At 53.9% G+C, this 15,619-nt stretch carries 15 protein-coding genes and 1 tRNA gene; 10 read left to right on the top strand and 6 right to left on the bottom strand.

Going from position 1 to position 15,619, the window contains the following annotated elements; translation table 11 throughout:
- The first annotated feature begins 3 nt into the window (after positions 1 to 3).
- Positions 4 to 1,989, top strand: coding sequence for a type IV secretory system conjugative DNA transfer family protein (locus tag C5P05_RS07890; protein WP_114969310.1), 1,986 nt, complete (start codon positions 4 to 6; stop codon positions 1,987 to 1,989).
- A 19-nt stretch (positions 1,990 to 2,008) separates the two neighbouring features.
- Positions 2,009 to 2,533, top strand: a complete 525-nt coding sequence (locus C5P05_RS07885) for a S26 family signal peptidase (protein ID WP_114969309.1) — start codon at positions 2,009 to 2,011, stop codon at positions 2,531 to 2,533.
- A gap of 39 nt (positions 2,534 to 2,572) precedes the next feature.
- Here the strand turns inward: C5P05_RS07885 and C5P05_RS07880 are convergent, their stop codons facing one another.
- The 4 genes from C5P05_RS07880 to C5P05_RS07865 all read right to left on the bottom strand — a co-directional run bounded on the left by C5P05_RS07880 (position 2,573) and on the right by C5P05_RS07865 (position 6,014).
- Positions 2,573 to 3,121 (bottom strand): hypothetical protein, encoded by a 549-nt coding sequence (locus C5P05_RS07880; protein ID WP_157979244.1) that lies wholly within the window; start codon positions 3,119 to 3,121, stop codon positions 2,573 to 2,575.
- Between the two features lie 26 nt (positions 3,122 to 3,147).
- Positions 3,148 to 3,444 (bottom strand): DUF7706 family protein, encoded by a 297-nt coding sequence (locus C5P05_RS34375; protein WP_232834390.1) that lies wholly within the window; start codon positions 3,442 to 3,444, stop codon positions 3,148 to 3,150.
- A gap of 331 nt (positions 3,445 to 3,775) precedes the next feature.
- Entirely contained in the window at positions 3,776 to 5,680 is a 1,905-nt protein-coding gene (gene traI / locus C5P05_RS07870; RefSeq protein ID WP_198674664.1) for a TraI/MobA(P) family conjugative relaxase, read from the bottom strand.
- Complete coding sequence (locus C5P05_RS07865; RefSeq protein ID WP_114969306.1) at positions 5,670 to 6,014, bottom strand: plasmid mobilization protein; 345 nt, start codon at positions 6,012 to 6,014, stop codon at positions 5,670 to 5,672. Before C5P05_RS07865 ends, traI begins: the two co-directional genes overlap by 11 nt.
- 666 nt (positions 6,015 to 6,680) lie before the next feature.
- Here C5P05_RS07865 and C5P05_RS07860 point away from each other — a divergent pair.
- The 4 genes from C5P05_RS07860 to C5P05_RS07845 all read left to right on the top strand — a co-directional run bounded on the left by C5P05_RS07860 (position 6,681) and on the right by C5P05_RS07845 (position 8,077).
- Positions 6,681 to 6,959, top strand: a complete 279-nt coding sequence (locus C5P05_RS07860; protein ID WP_114969305.1) for a hypothetical protein — start codon at positions 6,681 to 6,683, stop codon at positions 6,957 to 6,959.
- Positions 6,960 to 7,211: 252 nt separating this feature from the next.
- Entirely contained in the window at positions 7,212 to 7,472 is a 261-nt protein-coding gene (locus C5P05_RS07855; RefSeq protein WP_114969304.1) for a hypothetical protein, read from the top strand.
- 95 nt (positions 7,473 to 7,567) lie between these two features.
- Complete coding sequence (locus C5P05_RS07850; protein ID WP_114969303.1) at positions 7,568 to 7,804, top strand: CopG family ribbon-helix-helix protein; 237 nt, start codon at positions 7,568 to 7,570, stop codon at positions 7,802 to 7,804.
- Positions 7,805 to 7,807: 3 nt separating this feature from the next.
- On the top strand, positions 7,808 to 8,077 hold the full coding sequence (locus C5P05_RS07845; RefSeq protein WP_114969302.1) for a type II toxin-antitoxin system RelE/ParE family toxin: 270 nt from the start codon (positions 7,808 to 7,810) through the stop codon (positions 8,075 to 8,077).
- 359 nt (positions 8,078 to 8,436) lie between these two features.
- Here C5P05_RS07845 and phaR read toward each other — a convergent pair whose 3' ends face one another.
- Both phaR and C5P05_RS07835 read right to left on the bottom strand, forming a co-directional pair.
- Positions 8,437 to 8,973, bottom strand: a complete 537-nt coding sequence (gene phaR, locus C5P05_RS07840) for a polyhydroxyalkanoate synthesis repressor PhaR (RefSeq protein WP_114969301.1) — start codon at positions 8,971 to 8,973, stop codon at positions 8,437 to 8,439.
- A 121-nt stretch (positions 8,974 to 9,094) separates the two neighbouring features.
- A tRNA-Val gene (locus C5P05_RS07835) sits at positions 9,095 to 9,171 on the bottom strand.
- 129 nt (positions 9,172 to 9,300) lie between these two features.
- On the opposite strand from C5P05_RS07835, the gene C5P05_RS07830 reads away from it, so the two are divergent.
- The 4 genes from C5P05_RS07830 (at position 9,301) to C5P05_RS35255 (ending at position 15,558) form a co-directional block, all read left to right on the top strand.
- Positions 9,301 to 10,059, top strand: coding sequence for a 3-hydroxyacyl-CoA dehydrogenase (locus tag C5P05_RS07830; RefSeq protein ID WP_114969300.1), 759 nt, complete (start codon positions 9,301 to 9,303; stop codon positions 10,057 to 10,059).
- Between the two features lie 322 nt (positions 10,060 to 10,381).
- Positions 10,382 to 12,256: a DNA primase gene (dnaG, locus tag C5P05_RS07825; RefSeq protein ID WP_114969299.1), complete on the top strand. Its 1,875-nt coding sequence runs from the start codon at positions 10,382 to 10,384 to the stop codon at positions 12,254 to 12,256.
- A 297-nt stretch (positions 12,257 to 12,553) separates the two neighbouring features.
- Complete coding sequence (rpoD, locus tag C5P05_RS07820; RefSeq protein ID WP_114969298.1) at positions 12,554 to 14,929, top strand: RNA polymerase sigma factor RpoD; 2,376 nt, start codon at positions 12,554 to 12,556, stop codon at positions 14,927 to 14,929.
- A 440-nt stretch (positions 14,930 to 15,369) separates the two neighbouring features.
- Positions 15,370 to 15,558, top strand: a complete 189-nt coding sequence (locus C5P05_RS35255; protein WP_114969297.1) for a transposase — start codon at positions 15,370 to 15,372, stop codon at positions 15,556 to 15,558.
- The last annotated feature ends 61 nt before the right edge of the window (positions 15,559 to 15,619 follow it).

Here is a 15,619-nt window from a genome sequence, read left to right as displayed (position 1 = left end):
TGCATGTCCAGGTCGCAGCGACAGCAGCTCTACGTCATTCCCCGAACCCAAGGGGACATCACGCGCTTCGTTTGGGTGGCCTTTCTGATCTTTGGCTTGGTCACCGCGCTGACCTTCGTGCTGGTTACGCAATACACCGCCTGGCAGTTTCGTTTTCACCCGACACTTGGAACGCCCGCCGCGATGCTTGGCCAGACACGGATTTATTGGCCTTGGGACATCCTGATCTGGATATTTCGGTACTTCCGGCCAGACTCATCACCGGATGTCATGTCCGTCATCAAGACGGCTCAAGTGATGCTGGCTGCTGGTGCAATGACTGCCATTGTTTTCCCCGTGGCTTACGTTTTCCGCAGAACTCGCAAGCTGAAAGACGAACGCAATGACTTGCACGGTTCGGCCCATTGGGCCGTGGCAGACGAAATCGAAGCGGCCGGTATCTTGCCAACACTGGCAAACGTTGGCGGTGTGATGCTGGGTGCAGTTGACATTCCCGTCAAGAATTCCGGCTTCAACCCATTTGGCGCAAAAGCCAAAACCGTGTATCTGCGCCATAGCGGTCCGGAACACATTCTGGTGTTCGCTCCGACGCGTTCAGGCAAAGGTGTTGGTATCGTGGTGCCGACACTGTTGTCCTGGTCAGAATCAGTACTGGTACATGACATCAAGGGCGAAAACTGGGCCCTAACTTCCGGCTTTCGTGAAAGGGTCTTGAAGCAACGCTGCCTGCGGTTTTCGCCATCAGAAACGGATTCGGCACGCTTCAATCCGCTGTCCGAAATTCGGCTTGACGACAACCTGGTGAAGGACGTGCAAAACGTCTCAACCATGATCGTTGACCCCGACGGAAAAGGCCTGCAGGACCATTGGGCAAAAACCGGCTTTGACCTCATGACAGGGGTCATCATTTTCGTGCTGGTGTCCGATGAACTGGTGGATGCACAGCGCAATTTGTCAACCGTGCAAGCCATTTTGTCGGACGGGGGGCCGGTGCGCGAGCTGGCTGAGCGACTGGCTGCAGATAAAGACACCAATGCCGATGAAAAAACCAAAATTGCCGAGGGCTTCCGGGCGGTAATGGAATACATCCGGGACATCGGCTACGAAAGGATCGGCGCGGGTCACTGCACCGATGTGGAACTGGTCGCCTGGAAAACCGCCTCGCAAGCTGCCCAGTCGTTTTTGAACAAGGCCTCCAACGAGGCCTCTGGCGTGCTGTCAACGGCCCTGTCGTTCCTGTCGCTGTATCGTGATCCGATTGTGGCGGCCAACACCAGTACCTCGGACTTCACGATCGAGTCACTGATGCAGCGCAGGACCAGCCTGTACTTGGTCGTGCCACCCTCAGACAAAGACCGCCTGAAGCCACTTTTAAGGCTTGTCATCAATCAGGTGGTGCGTCGCCTGACTGAGAAAATGGAGTTTGACGAAACCGGCGCTTCCAGGTCGCGGTTCCCGCACAAGATGCTGCTGCTGATTGACGAATTTCCGGCGCTGGGAAAACTTGAAATTTTTGAGGAGGCCCTGGCGTTTATCGCTGGCTACGGGCTCAAGGCCTTGTTGATCACACAAGACCTGTCCCAGTTGACAAAGGCCTACTCAAGAGACGAATCCATCCTGTCGAATTGCCACATCCGGATTGCCTTCGCGCCCAACAAAATCGAGACGGCTGAGCTGCTCTCCAAAATGAGCGGTGCCTCCACGGTTGCCCACACCCAAAGAAATTTCTCGGGTTCACGCCTGAGCGTGGTGCTGAACAATGTCAGCACGAATGAACAGTTGAGCCAGCGGCCCTTGCTGACACCGGATGAAACCATGCGCCTTCCACCGGCCGATGAGCTGGTGTTTGTCGCTGGTCACGCGCCAATTTACTGCCAGAAAATCATCTATTACAAGGACTCAGCACTGGTGCAAAGACAGATGCTGGGCGCCGCAAAACTGATTGGACATTCAGTGATTGACTCGCGGGTAAAAGGCATCCAAAGCTGACAGACAGAACTCTTGAAGCATGCAAGCCAAACAACTGAACCTCGTACCGCTTTATGTGACGCTACTTGCGATGTCAGCAACAGCGATTTTTGCCATCGTCGCCAAGTCATCTGGCCTCGTTTTGAATGTCACTGGATCGATGCCTGACTTGGTCTACAAATTAGGTCTTGGCGAAAAGGGGAGCCTGGTCAGCTTTTGCTCGCCGATTCCGCATCCGTCAATCGGTCACGGCTCGTGCCCTGATGGCAGCATGCCCTTGATCAAACGCGTGGTGGGCGTTGCTGGCGATCTCGTGACAGCAACCGATGCCGGTATTGACATCAACGGGCAGCCAGTGCCGAATTCAAGACCGCTGGACCTGGACACCAAGGAAAGCGCCCTTCCCCATCTGCGCGGATCGTTTCGCCTCAAACAAGGAGAGATCTGGGCTGCTGGTGAACACCCGAACAGCTTTGATTCACGGTATTTTGGGCCTGTGAAATTTCCAAGGGACGACCACCACAACAGGACACGCAAATCCTCGTCCGGTTTTGTCGAACAGTGATCGGCTTGCTGCGCTCCGTGTAACGCCAGGCGTGTCTCGCTACCACAGCACTGTTGCACGGGCAGCCGCAACCAGATCGTCAGGTGCAATGACTTTTTGAGGCAAAAATGAAATGGATCGCATTGGCAAATCTTTGAGCACCCCGGCGCTTCGCAGTGCAATGGCCACAAGCTCTGTGCAATAAAGTTTTTTGCCGTCATCATCAAGCGTTAACTGGTCGTCAAAGGGTCGCCCCAAAAGCGATTTGGCAGCGCTTTGAACAGCATCGACCTTGTCCGCCGGCATCAGCAACACTTCACCCTCTGAAGCCTGCTCGGTACTGAAAAAAACCTCTGGCTTTTCGAGCTTTGTGCCCGCGCCTGGCATGGCACTTTCAATGTAGATTTGGCCATCCGGTATCAGCTGCACGGCGATGCCCACATGGCTCCATCGCCCCCCACCCTGGCCCAATAGCACTGCCTGTGTGATGGGATCATTGTCCAACCCGCGCCGTGCAACCACCGAACCTGGACGAACCGCCGCAATCACACGCTCTCGCCAGGCCTCTGGTTCTGCTTGAACAGGAATGGCCATCAACATGAAGGCCATGGCCACCACCATGCTACCGGTGTGCCTCATCGCGGAGAAATTCCAGCGTTAGCCAACCCTATGCGCACTCTGTCAATGGCATCTCGGATGAGATACGCCTCAAAGTCATCCACGGCGTTGCTGCGCATTTCTGAAAAACCAACGCGTTTGACAAACTGGGCAAGCGCATTTACCAACTCTTCGCTCAATTCCACCGTCAAAGTAACCATTGAATTTAATTTACAAGAGTCGATGATTAATATATTGAACGAATTGTTTGATAACTTCGTTTGATAAATACCAAAATCCCGGCAAAACAAATCTACAAACTGCCAGCCAAGCACCAAAGCCCATCAAAGCCAGGACGGCCCCTTGCTTTTGATCCCATGCGAGCGACCCAAACCAAACTGCACCACCCCACACCAAAAAAGTGACTGCAATACAAACTACCCACTTGGCGTAGAAGACCACTTGACGGTATTTGCATGCGGTCATATGCATATAGTTTCGTGCCACAGTTTTAAAGTCATTATTCATAGTATTTATTTTTATCAAAAAATATAAAGAAACTGCTGATGATTATATTTTAAAGAGCACCAAACCACAACACGATATTCGATTACAACCAATATATATCAAACAGTTTCTTGAAAATTTTTTCGGATATTTAAAATATCACAATTGCATTTCAATATTGCGCTTCCTATCCACACTTATGTGAGCAAGCTCTGGGTTCTTCACACGAATACCCATCATCAAAGCTTCTTTTGCTGCCAACTCCCGGAACGTAAGTGACCCCGTAACAAACACTTCGCCACCAAATTTTTGGATGGCCAACAGCAGCCCAGCCTGCATGGCCAGTTCGTCGTTCTCTTGCGCCAAATCGATTCGCGGTCCACTGTCGGTCAGTCGTACCTTGCCACGGGTGTCAAGGTATTCAATGCTGTGCTCTGGTGTGATCCTGAGCTGGGCAGTGCGGATGTCGAAGTAGTCCGGTCGCGCCGTGCCCCTGATGCTGTTTTCTTGCTCAGCTAAAGGATTGATGGGGCCAAGGTCTTCGCCCTCGATGCCCGCCTTTTGTCTGTTCTTTTCACGCTGGGCACGATAGCGCAGCCCGCGAAGCGCCGCGATGGCCGCCTCGTTGCCAAGCGCGGCCTGTCGCTCCAGCCATGGCAACCATTCCATTGCGTTGGCACGTGTGAGTGCCAGACGTTCCTGTCTTTGCCGATCTGCCATGCCTTCCATTGCTGCCGTGCGCTGTGCGGCCCACAATAGCCGGGCAATCTGGCTGCCATATTGGTTTTGCAAAGTGGCTACTGTCCTGGCTTTGGCAACTGCGAGCTGTTTGAGCAGGTTTGATTTTTCCGATTGATGAAGCACCCGCAGGTCAATTCTTGCAGCCTTGCGGTTATCTTTAGCCGTGTATTTTTCTGATTTGTATTGTTCAAAGAGCGCCGTGCGTGCGATGGCACGGTCAAGTCTGGCTTGATCGCGCTGGTCTCCTCGCCCGGTACGCCCGGGATGTTCTTGCGAGTCCGGGTCAGTACCGCAGGCAATACGGGCAACATAGTCGTTGTAGGCGGATCCGAATTTCGGCCCATTGGCCAATGTGGCAGGTGCCGTAGTGATGTCTGGCGGCTCGTACGCACCAAATCGGTTTTGCAAGCGGCCCAAACTGAGCGCATAGTGGACGGCCGATGCTTTGGTTTGCGTCGCCTTGTCCAGCATGTTGGCCTCGAAAATCAAACCTGATTTGACTTTCACCACGCTCAGCCCTCTGGCGGCGCAAGCGCCGTGGAACTCTTGCCAGTTCTGCGTTGCAAGGAGCTCCGGCGCAACCCTGTTTTTGAGCCAGCCTGCCAGTGATGGCAGTCCTGCCTTGACTTCGCTCATCCTTGCCTTCACAGCGGGAGCATGCGGCGCAAGTGATTTGTCGGTTTCAAGTCCGAGCTGGCGGCGCAGGGCATGCGTCAACCGCTTGATTTGCCCGTCGATGACCACGTGGGGGCCGTTGTCGTGTTGCCAGCCCTGCTCCAGTTCGATTTCTCGACAGGTTTTGTCCAGCACCAAAAAGTCATATCGCGGTGGCCCGGTGAGTATTAAATGGTCAGGGTGAACACGGTTGGCAATGATGTGAATGTGGTGGTGGTGATCTTTATCGCGGTGGATCGCAAAAAATGCCTGGTTGTTGGCCATGCCAACCTCTTTGAGCGCCCGGGCGGCGGCGGCTGTGGCTTGGTCAACGGTGGGCCGCTCGCCCTCCTTCCATGACAGGACCACGTGATAAAAAGGATTGGTTTTGGGATTAGCCTTTGATCTTGAGGCCCAGGCCCGCGCCGTGCCATCCATCAATTTGATGATTTGGCGACGGTCGTCCGGGTCAGTGGGGTTCAGTCCCTCCATGTTGAAAGAGGCTGCTTCCAGCACACCCTCGCGCGCAAGGTAATTGGCGGCATCCTCCGGCTCGTAACCGCCTGGTTCAGGTTGTTCTGGCGTCTTCTTCGGGTCATCGACCACATAGTTCGCTGCGCTGGCCACGGTCTTCCAGGACTTTTTCAGCAGAATGACTTTAGCCAGCATGGACCATTCCGACTGCTTTGTCTTTGCCGCCTGATGCGGTTGATTCGAGCGTGTCGGCACGTTCACGCAACTCATTGATCAACGCCCACCACTTTTTGCGGTCTTCAGCCGTCCAGCGGCCATCTCTGGCTGGGTACAGGTGTTTGAGCATGGCACCCAGTCTGCGAAATTCGTAACCCGCCTGCGCTTTTTCAAAGGTGACAAAAACAGCACCATGCAATGCGGTGTCACGGATCAGCTGAGACACGCTGACACCCAGGGCTGCTGCACGCGCATTGAAGCGTTCGGCTTCGTCAAGCGAAACCCTAAGTTTTAAGAACGTTGAGCGTTGCATGATCAGACGGAATCATTCACCGGCTGACCGCGTTGAGGCGCCAGGACGTCGCCATGACGGCAGTGGCACTGACAGGTGAAGCCACCACGCACATTCTTTTCATTTGCATCTCCAATCGACTAGCCGCCACGACGGCGGATAGCCAATACTGGTAAGTCGCAAGTGTGAGCGCGCGATTGAATGGTGGGGTTTGCTGCCGGGCTGAAACGGACTGGCAAAGCGAACCAAGCGAAGCGACTTTGTTTTGACAGTCCGTTTGAGCGTCGTCCAGGGGCTAGCCTTACGGCTGGGGTTGTCGAACGACATCCCCAATGAGTTGAACCCGGACTTCGGATGTTGCGATAGCGATCGTTACCCGAATGGGACAAGACAATCCGGGCGTTCTGCAGAATTGGCTTGGTTCAACGAATAGAGCGCGGCCAGTCCTTGCTTCCCAATCTCCGCAAACCTGGAGGCGATTCAACTTTTTCACCTTGTGATCTTTTTGTTCGCGCTTGGCGCTCCGGCATCAATTTCCAATTTGCACCCGGCCGGTATTGAGCAACGGCAATCAACAACAGATATTCCCATGACGCTCAAAAAATTGCTTTCCAGTTTCGTGGTGGCGACTGCAGGTCCGCTCGGCGGCTCGGGTGAAAGCACTCAACGTATGTTTGGAGGTCAATAATGATCGGAACCCAACCCGTAGGCACCATCAGTGGCGTCGTTATCACCGCGGTGTCCCACGAAGGCATCAGCGTTACCGTAGACGGCAAAGCAGCCAGACTGGCCATCTTGACCGATGACGGTCGCGTGATTGCGGCAGGTAACCAAGTGGCCAAAGAGGTTGAAGCCGTCGCGCTTAACAGCTACCGCAACTTCCTCAAAGGTCAAGGTTTCCTCCGTGTACACAGTAAGCGGTCATTTAACCGCGATCTTGCAAGTGACGCCGATTTGAGCTTGTGATTTGCCGGTGAAGCTGACTGCCGATGGCCGGTCAGTAAGTTAACTTTTGACACGATGTTCCGGGTCAGCAAAGCCTCGCAATCGTCAGCGGTCAGGGCTTTTGCATCGCCACCAGTAAAGCGTTCAGGTATTGGTAGCTATCAAAGCCGACACCGGCGGCGAAAGAGTGGTTGCTGGAACATTTACCGTCACTACAGCGGCTTTGATGGCTCGGCATCAAAGATTGAACGAACCAACTTTGACTCGACCGCCATGGAATTCATTCTGGGCCTTTTTGATCCGGGTGCATTTGCCATCGAGGTCGACCAGGACAACAGCGATGCAGGCCAGATGGACCTGATGACCGCACTGGTGACCGGTCTGGCCAAGAGCTTCAAGTTGCAGCTGACCAATGGCAACACAGCGACTTTCATTGCCGACGTGAAGAAATTCAACAGCCAGGGCGCTGTGGATCAGGCGATCCGGCACTCAGCCCCTGATCTGCTTATTTCCGGCTCCATCAACTGGGCATGAGGGTCTTTTCCGCAGGGAAGACGCCGCCTGCCTTGACCTTTGGGTTTGTGAAGTGGACAATGTGCTGTATTACACATGCACAGGAGTGTTACGCCATGACCGCCAGAACCATCAACGTACGACTCCCCGAGGCGCTTTACAACCAGATCGAAGAGCTGTCCAAGGCTACCGCACGGACCAAGAGCTTTTTGGCCATCGATGCGCTGACCAGCTATGTGCAGAGTGAATCCTGGCAGATTCGTGACATTCATGAAGGCATCAAGGAAGCCGATGCAGGTGAATTCGCCACCGACAAGCAGGTCAAAGCGGTGTTCACTAAATACAGCGCTTGATCCATGCTGATCAAGTGGACCAATACAGCGCTCGCGTCTGTTGATGAAATCGCAGGCTACATCGCCAAAGATAACCCGACCCGTGCGACCACCTTTGTGCGGGAGTTGCAGGACGCTGTGACCAAACTTCAGGACCATCCGGGCGTAGGTCGGGCAGGGCGGGTCCCCGGCACGCGTGAACTGGTCCTGCACAAAAACTACATCGCCATTTACCGCGTGCGTGGTGATGACGTTGAAATTTTGAGATTGCATCACGCAGCCCGAAATTTATGACGAACCGGGTCAGTCAGCCCCTGAAGCTGACCTTTGACAGCTTGCACTGTCGGATCGCGGCCTTGCCAGTGGCTCGCAGGGTGTGTTCTATTATTATCGGATCGATCAGATCGCTGAGTCGGCTCAAATCTCACCACTGCTGCCAGGCGAGTAAAGGACTTTCACCGCCAAGTTCCGCCTACTCGCGGTTTAACTGACGGGCATTAGATACCACGTAGGCCAGGCCTTTCATGTGCTCTTGAAGCGGTTTATACTGACTATCTTTAGCGCAACCGAGACTGACAAAGCCAACTTTGGGTGCAGTATTGCTTTTTGTAATTACTTCGCTCATGTGTCAATTGTCCCAGCATTCGCTCTGATCAACGTTTGATCCCGAAAGCCCCGAGCATTTGGTCGGTTTGTTTTTCCATTTGTTCTTGCATTTGCGCCAACATGCTCTTGGACTGCTCTAGATTTCCGCCCATAAGACCTTGCAATACTGGGGACTGCATCGCGACGAACTGCGTCCACATTTCTGGCGTCAGCCCCTTGGACTGCTCAGCGAACTTCGTCTGAACTTCTATCAGCGACTGAATATTCTTTTCCAGATACCCTCCCATCAAGCCCTGCATGGCATGCCCATAAAATCTAATGACACTGGCCAGCACTGGCGCGGTAAACATGGGAGACCCATTCGCCTCTTCTTCAAGAATTATTTGAAGCAGGATGCTACGGGTGAGGTCCTCCCCGGTCTTAACATCAAGCACAACAAAGGGCTCGCTGTCCATTACCAAGCGCTTGACTTCTGTCAACGTGATGTAACTCGACGTATCGGTATCGTAAAGCCGCCGGTTGGGGTATTTTTTAATAACTCGCTGAGCAACTTTTGTGTCAGCGGTTGTTTTTTTGTTTTGCATGTGGACTCCTGACTCAGGCCAAAACCAGCCAACTGAATGGCTGGATATTCGGCTTAGAGTATTTCATATTTTCAGCATCACCCTGAGAAACTGAAGACTGGTTCTCTTCAGAGGGAAATGCTGGTAGGCGCGATTGGACTCGAACCAACGACCCCCACCATGTCAAGGTGGTGCTCTAACCAGCTGAGCTACGCGCCTAAGGTTTGTCCGAGAGCCTGAATTGTAGCAGCGATCTTGACACTCTCGCTTCACCAGTGGAAGAAAAAGAGAGATTGATGCGCCATAATTGACGTTTACGTAAACGTCAATTATTTTTGGAGAGCACATATGGACATCGCAGGCAAAGTTTTCATCGTCACGGGTGGCGCATCGGGTTTGGGCGAAGGCACTGCTCGCATGCTGGCGGCCAAAGGTGGCAAAGTGGTCATCGCCGACATGCAGGCGGAAAAAGGCGCGGTCATTGCCTGTGAAATTGGCGGAGCATTTGTAAAGTGCGATGTAAGCAACGAAGCAGATGGCCAAGCGGTGGTTGCCAAGGCCGTGGCCATGGGCAAGCTTATGGGCTTGGTTAACTGCGCAGGCATCGCGCCAGCAGAAAAAACCGTGGGCAAGAGTGGCGCTCACAGCTTGGGCGTGTTCACCAAATGCATTATCGTCAACCTGGTGGGCAGCTTCAACATGATTCGCCTGGCCGCTGACGCCATGTGCAAGAACGAGCCAGAGGCCACGGGAGAGCGCGGAGTGATGATTTCCACCGCGTCAGTGGCCGCCTATGACGGCCAGATTGGCCAGGCGGCCTACAGCGCCTCCAAGGGCGGCATTGTCGGCATGACGCTGCCCATAGCGCGTGATCTGGCGCGCAACGGTATTCGTAACATGACCATCGCGCCCGGCATTTTTGGCACGCCCATGATGTTCGGCATGCCCAAGGAAGTGCAGGACTCTCTGGCCGCGAGCGTCCCTTTCCCCTCGCGCCTGGGAACGCCACAGGATTACGCAAAACTGGCGCAGCACATCTTTGAGAATGACATGCTCAATGGTGAGGTAATTCGTCTGGATGGAGCCATTCGCCTGGCCCCGCGTTAACACTGCGACAAAACTGAAATACCATGGGCGCGCCTCGCCCGTGAAGGCGTTGTTATGAACGTTACAGTCGCGCCGCCAGTCAGCTGCATTTCAGTTACATCATTTCAGACCCGCCTGAAGGCACATCAAGGTATTTCGACTCGTCGGAGTTGACACATCCAAATAACGCTCACTGCAGGCGACTCGCCACATCAAAGCAAATGGCGTCAAGCCATGCAGAGTTCTTATATTTTTTGCTGAGAGCAATTTCAGGAGCAAAGGTACATGGCAACTGGCACCTGATGTACAGACAACCTGAGCCTCATGTTTCTACAATCGCACCATGTCCATTCCTCAGACCTTCATTCAGGAGTTGCTGTCACGCGCTGACGTGGTGGAGATCGTGGGCCGTTATGTGCAGCTGAAGAAAGGCGGCGCCAATTTTATGGGCCTGTGCCCATTTCACGGAGAAAAGTCGCCTTCTTTCTCAGTCAGTCCAGCCAAGCAGTTTTATCACTGCTTTGGTTGCGGCAAGAACGGCAATGCGATCAGTTTTTTGATGGACCACGCAGGCATGACCTTTGTAGAGGCCGTCAACGACCTAGCCCAGCAATACGGCATGCAAGTACCCCAAGACGATGCCAGCCCGCAAGATCGGGTCCGCGCAGCCGAGCAGCGCGAAAAGCAGACCACTTTGAGTGACGTGCTCGAAAAAGCTGCAGACGCCTACAAGAGAAACTTGAAAGAATCATCCCGAGCGGTGGCCTATTTCAAGGGTCGTGGCCTATCGAGTGAAATTGCCAGACAGTTCGGATTGGGCTACGCGCCCCAAGGCTGGCGCAATCTGGCTAGTGTTTTCCCAAGTTACGACGACGCCCTTCTGGTGGAAAGCGGACTCGTGATTTTGAACACAGAAGAGGGCGAGGAAGAAAAGCGCTACGACCGTTTTCGCGACCGAATGATGTTTCCCATCCGCAACGTCAAAGGCGAATGTATTGGCTTCGGTGGTCGGGTTCTGGGTGACGACAAGCCCAAGTACCTTAACTCTCCCGAAACACCCGTGTTCAGCAAAGGGCGTGAGTTGTATGGTCTGTTTGAGGCCCGTCACGCATTGCGCGAACATGGCTATGTGCTAGTGACTGAAGGTTACATGGATGTGGTGGCGCTGGCCCAACTCGGCTTCCCCAATACGGTTGCGACCTTGGGGACAGCATGCACAACAGAGCATGTGCAGAAGCTTTTTCGTTTCACAGATTCAGTTGTATTCAGCTTCGACGGTGACGCCGCAGGCCGGCGTGCCGCCCGTAAGGCACTTGACACGGCCCTACCCTTTGCAACTGACGTGCGCAGTGTCAAATTTCTATTTTTGCCACCAGAGCACGACCCCGACAGCTTCATTCGCGAATTCGGGAAAGAGGCCTTTTCACGCTATGTTAGTGAAGCCGTCCCGCTGAGTCGTTTTTTGATAGACGCGGCGCGCGCGGGCTGCGAGCTGAACAGCGCTGAAGGCCGAGCCCACCTGGCCAGCAACGCAAAGCCCTTGTGGATGCAACTACCCGATGGAGCCCTCAAGCTGCAGCTTCAGACCGAGATTGCGGATCTGGTGCAATTGTCAAACCGCGAATTGAACGATGTTTGGAACCCAAAGCCAGCGGGTAACAGCGACGAAAAACAAAGCCGCTACAAAAAAAACAGCGACTCTCGCAATGAGTTAGAGGGATACAGCGGAAATTCACGAAAGAAATTTACGCCGCGCCCCCGTCTGGGTGCACGCGCACTACCCGCCAGTCGGGCCGATCACGCCACCCGAATTCTGCTGGGCAATATGGCAGCGCTTGAGGTCTTGTCTGCCGAAGATCACACCATGCTGTGCGAGCTACCCGCGCCGCACGGCCCTCTGTTCATATGGCTGGAAAGCCAACTCCATGAACACGGCCCGCAGACGTGGGTAGCTTTGCGGGAAGGCCTGCGAGAGCACGAAGGGGCAGAACTCGCACTCAGGCTAATGACCGACCACGAAATCGGCGACGCGGAAGAAGCGGACGAATCCGCCATCGAACTGCGCAATCTACTCAACCGCATGCTGGTTGAACGAATCAAAATCCAACAAACCGAGGCCATCACAGCCTCTAAGGCCGATCCAACTGCCCTGCTCCGTTACCGTGAGCTTCAGTCCCGAAGACTGCAACTTGAAGCGGCGCTTTTACAGGCTGATTGACTCGGCCAAGAGTTGGAGTGAATCCGCATGAGTCCAATTACAAATTTAGTTTTCAGAATTGATTTTTTTACAATTGAAAGTATAATTCAAGGTTGATTTTCTGCAAGAGCGACAGCAGCACCTCCGGACCCAGCCAAACGATGACATTGTTCACGACCGGCTACCCTACCGCAAGGACTGCACACCAAATGTTCGCCCTCACATCTTGCGACTGGGGGATTTTTTCCCCGCCATGAAAACCGCGCCGGTCGCTTGGGCGCCTGTTCATTCTGTCTTTTTTGAAGTTCTGAGGTTTACATGCCTGCTCAAAAGTCCAAGAAGCCTGTCCAGTCCGCTGCAAAGCCCACCACCAAGGTCGCCGCCATGCCCGCGTCCAAGGCCACGAGCCCGAAGGCCGTGGTCGCAGTGGCAACCAAGACCGCTATTGAAAAGCCCGAATTGAAAGTCAAAACAGTGTCCGTATCCAAGTCCCCAGAAAAAACGTCCATCGTCAAATTAGAAAAAATTGCTCCCGCCGCTGTTGCTGCCGATATTGTTGTCAAGAAAAAACCGGGGCGCCCTCCTAAGGCCGCGTCCATCGAATCCGAGTCAGCGCCAAAAACCGGAGCCAAACGGGGACGAAAGCCAAAAAGCGCGACAGAGTCTACCGGTGCGGACGACATGGACATGTCTGACATTGAGGCCGACTTGGCAGGTGAGCCAGTTGTAACCGGTGAAAAGGTCAAACCTCTTCGCATGAAGATCAGCAAAGCCAAAGAGCGGGCGCTGATGAAAGAGTTTGGACTGGACGAAACAGTGCTGTCTGAAGAAGACATCGCCAAACGTCGCCTGCGCCTCAAAGCTCTGATCAAACTGGGCAAGACACGCGGCTACCTGACGCATGGGGAGATTTCAGACCACTTGCCCGACAAGTTGGTCGATGCCGAAACACTTGAGGTCGTGATCGCCATGCTAAACGACATGGGCGTGGCTGTTTACGAACAAACGCCGGATGCTGAGACGTTGCTACTCAACAACAATGTCTCGACCGCAGCCACAGAAGAAGAAGCGGAAGAAGAAGCGGAAGCGGCTTTGTCCACTGTGGACAGCGAGTTCGGTCGCACTACTGACCCAGTGCGCATGTATATGCGCGAAATGGGCACCGTGGAGTTATTGACGCGCGAAGGCGAAATCGAAATTGCCAAGCGCATTGAAGGCGGCTTGATGGCCATGATGGAGGCTATCTCGGCCTCCCCCGCTACCATTGCCGAAATCCTACGCTTGGGTGAAGACATCCGCGAAGGCAAGGTTGTCATCACCACAATTGTCGATGGATTCTCCAATCCCAACGAAGCCGACGACTACGTGGCAGAGGAAGATTTTGACGAGTTCGATGCAGCCGACGATGACGATGGAAAAGGTGGCTCCAAGGCACTGACGAAAAAATTGGAAGAACTCAAACGCGAGGCGCTCACCCGCTTCGACAAAATGCGTGAACTGTTTGAGAAAATTCACAAGATTTATGAGAAAGAAGGGTACGGCACACCTAGCTACATCAAGACGCAAAAGGCCTTGTCGGACGAGTTAATGTCGATCCGCTTCACCGCAAAGGCTATTGAAAAGCTATGCGACATGGTGCGCTCCCAAGTGGATGATGTTCGCAAGAAGGAGCGTGAATTGCGTCGCATTATTGTGGACAAATGCGGCTACCCCCAAGAAAACTTCATAGCCGATTTCAGTGGTCGCGACAAGCACGGCAACAAAGTTGCCAGCCAGTTGTTGAACCTGAAGTGGATCGAGAAGCAAGCTGCGGCCGGCAAACCCTGGAGCGCAGTCTTGAGCCGCAACATTCCACCGGTGCAGGACTTGCAGCAAAAGCTGACTGACCTGCAATCCCGCGTCGTGGTGCCGCTGGACCAGCTCAAAGACATTAACAAGCGCATGAACGAAGGCGAATACTCTTCACGCGCGGCCAAAAAGGAAATGATCGAGGCCAACTTGCGCCTGGTCATCTCGATCGCCAAAAAGTACACCAACCGCGGTCTGCAATTTCTGGACTTGATCCAGGAAGGCAACATCGGCTTGATGAAGGCGGTGGATAAATTTGAATACCGCCGTGGTTACAAGTTTTCGACCTATGCCACCTGGTGGATTCGACAAGCGATTACCCGTTCGATCGCGGACCAGGCCCGCACGATTCGCATTCCTGTGCACATGATTGAAACCATCAACAAGATGAACCGCATCAGCCGCCAGCATTTACAGGAGTTTGGCTTTGAGCCCGATGCCAGCGTCTTGGCCGAGCGGATGGAGATCCCGGAAGAGAAAATCCGCAAGATCATGAAAATCGCCAAAGAGCCAATCTCTATGGAAACGCCCATCGGCGACGATGACGACTCCCACTTGGGCGACTTCATTGAAGACAGCGCCAACACCGCCCCTATGGAAGCCGCGATGCAAGCCGGCCTGCGCGACGTCGTGAAAGACATTTTGGACAGCCTCACGCCGCGCGAAGCTAAGGTTCTTCGTATGCGTTTCGGTATCGAGATGACTAGCGACCATACACTCGAAGAAGTGGGCAAGCAGTTCGATGTAACGCGTGAGCGGATCCGCCAGATTGAAGCCAAGGCACTGCGCAAACTCAAGCATCCCTCGCGCTCCGACAAGTTGCGTAGTTTCACTGACAATCTTTAGTCGGCAAAAAATAGCTGCGCATTCTGGAGATAGTGACAGGTCGCACAGCGTGCGATATTGCAAATCTGAACGTAGGTGTCGGTGCCGATGGGTATGCATCCGGCCAACAGTATGCGTTCCGCGAACCCACCTTGCGCTGGCGATGGCGACTGTGTTATTCAGCGGCGCACGGTGCAGCGGTGGCTGGCACCGTGGCGCACGCGGCTGGGACGAGCGACGCGGCGTTGTTATCGGCAGGCTGCCAGTTGTGCGGCAGCAGCAGTTCGAGCTCGCGATCCTTCGTTAGCAACTGGGGAACACACATTGATACGCTCATCGCGTCAATGTGTGTTCCCCAGTTGCTTACTCCGCAAGAACGGTGTAAGCGTCTGGCCAACCCATCTTGAGAACATCCTCGAAGAAGCAGAGGATAGTGTCCACTAAGGAAATAGGTGGACACCATGACAGACTCCAAGCCGATAAAGAGACGTCGGCACAGCTCTGAATTCAAAGCGCAATTGATCGCGCAATGTACGCACCCTGGTATCTCGGTGGCCCAGGTCGCGCTGAACAACGGTATTAACGTAAGCGATCAATTAACCGCGTACTTTCGGTCGGGTGTGGAATCCGTGATGCTTGTGTCCGCGTAAACAACGTGGACATATGCGATGCAGAACAACTCAGAGGTATTGAGCGGATTGGTGGTGGGAC

The sequence above is a fragment of the Rhodoferax ferrireducens genome, from assembly GCF_003347515.1.
GTDB lineage: Bacteria > Pseudomonadota > Gammaproteobacteria > Burkholderiales > Burkholderiaceae_C > Rhodoferax.
The sequence above is the reverse complement of the archived record's forward strand: the minus strand, read 5'-3'. Positions and strand labels throughout refer to the sequence as shown.

What these genes read in the sequence shown, in the direction of transcription:
- C5P05_RS07865 (WP_114969306.1), bottom strand. Translation starts at nt 6,014, where the DNA reads ATGCAACGCTCAACGTTCTTAAAACTTAGGGTTTCGCTTGACGAAGCC.
- C5P05_RS07830 (WP_114969300.1), top strand. Translation starts at nt 9,301, where the DNA reads ATGGACATCGCAGGCAAAGTTTTCATCGTCACGGGTGGCGCATCGGGT.
- C5P05_RS07880 (WP_157979244.1), bottom strand. Translation starts at nt 3,121, where the DNA reads ATGGCCTTCATGTTGATGGCCATTCCTGTTCAAGCAGAACCAGAGGCC.
- C5P05_RS07860 (WP_114969305.1), top strand. Translation starts at nt 6,681, where the DNA reads ATGATCGGAACCCAACCCGTAGGCACCATCAGTGGCGTCGTTATCACC.
- C5P05_RS07890 (WP_114969310.1), top strand. Translation starts at nt 4, where the DNA reads ATGTCCAGGTCGCAGCGACAGCAGCTCTACGTCATTCCCCGAACCCAA.
- rpoD (WP_114969298.1), top strand. Translation starts at nt 12,554, where the DNA reads ATGCCTGCTCAAAAGTCCAAGAAGCCTGTCCAGTCCGCTGCAAAGCCC.
- C5P05_RS07850 (WP_114969303.1), top strand. Translation starts at nt 7,568, where the DNA reads ATGACCGCCAGAACCATCAACGTACGACTCCCCGAGGCGCTTTACAAC.
- dnaG (WP_114969299.1), top strand. Translation starts at nt 10,382, where the DNA reads ATGTCCATTCCTCAGACCTTCATTCAGGAGTTGCTGTCACGCGCTGAC.
- C5P05_RS07845 (WP_114969302.1), top strand. Translation starts at nt 7,808, where the DNA reads ATGCTGATCAAGTGGACCAATACAGCGCTCGCGTCTGTTGATGAAATC.
- C5P05_RS07885 (WP_114969309.1), top strand. Translation starts at nt 2,009, where the DNA reads ATGCAAGCCAAACAACTGAACCTCGTACCGCTTTATGTGACGCTACTT.
- phaR (WP_114969301.1), bottom strand. Translation starts at nt 8,973, where the DNA reads ATGCAAAACAAAAAAACAACCGCTGACACAAAAGTTGCTCAGCGAGTT.
- traI (WP_198674664.1), bottom strand. Translation starts at nt 5,680, where the DNA reads ATGCTGGCTAAAGTCATTCTGCTGAAAAAGTCCTGGAAGACCGTGGCC.
- C5P05_RS07855 (WP_114969304.1), top strand. Translation starts at nt 7,212, where the DNA reads ATGGAATTCATTCTGGGCCTTTTTGATCCGGGTGCATTTGCCATCGAG.
- C5P05_RS35255 (WP_114969297.1), top strand. Translation starts at nt 15,370, where the DNA reads ATGACAGACTCCAAGCCGATAAAGAGACGTCGGCACAGCTCTGAATTC.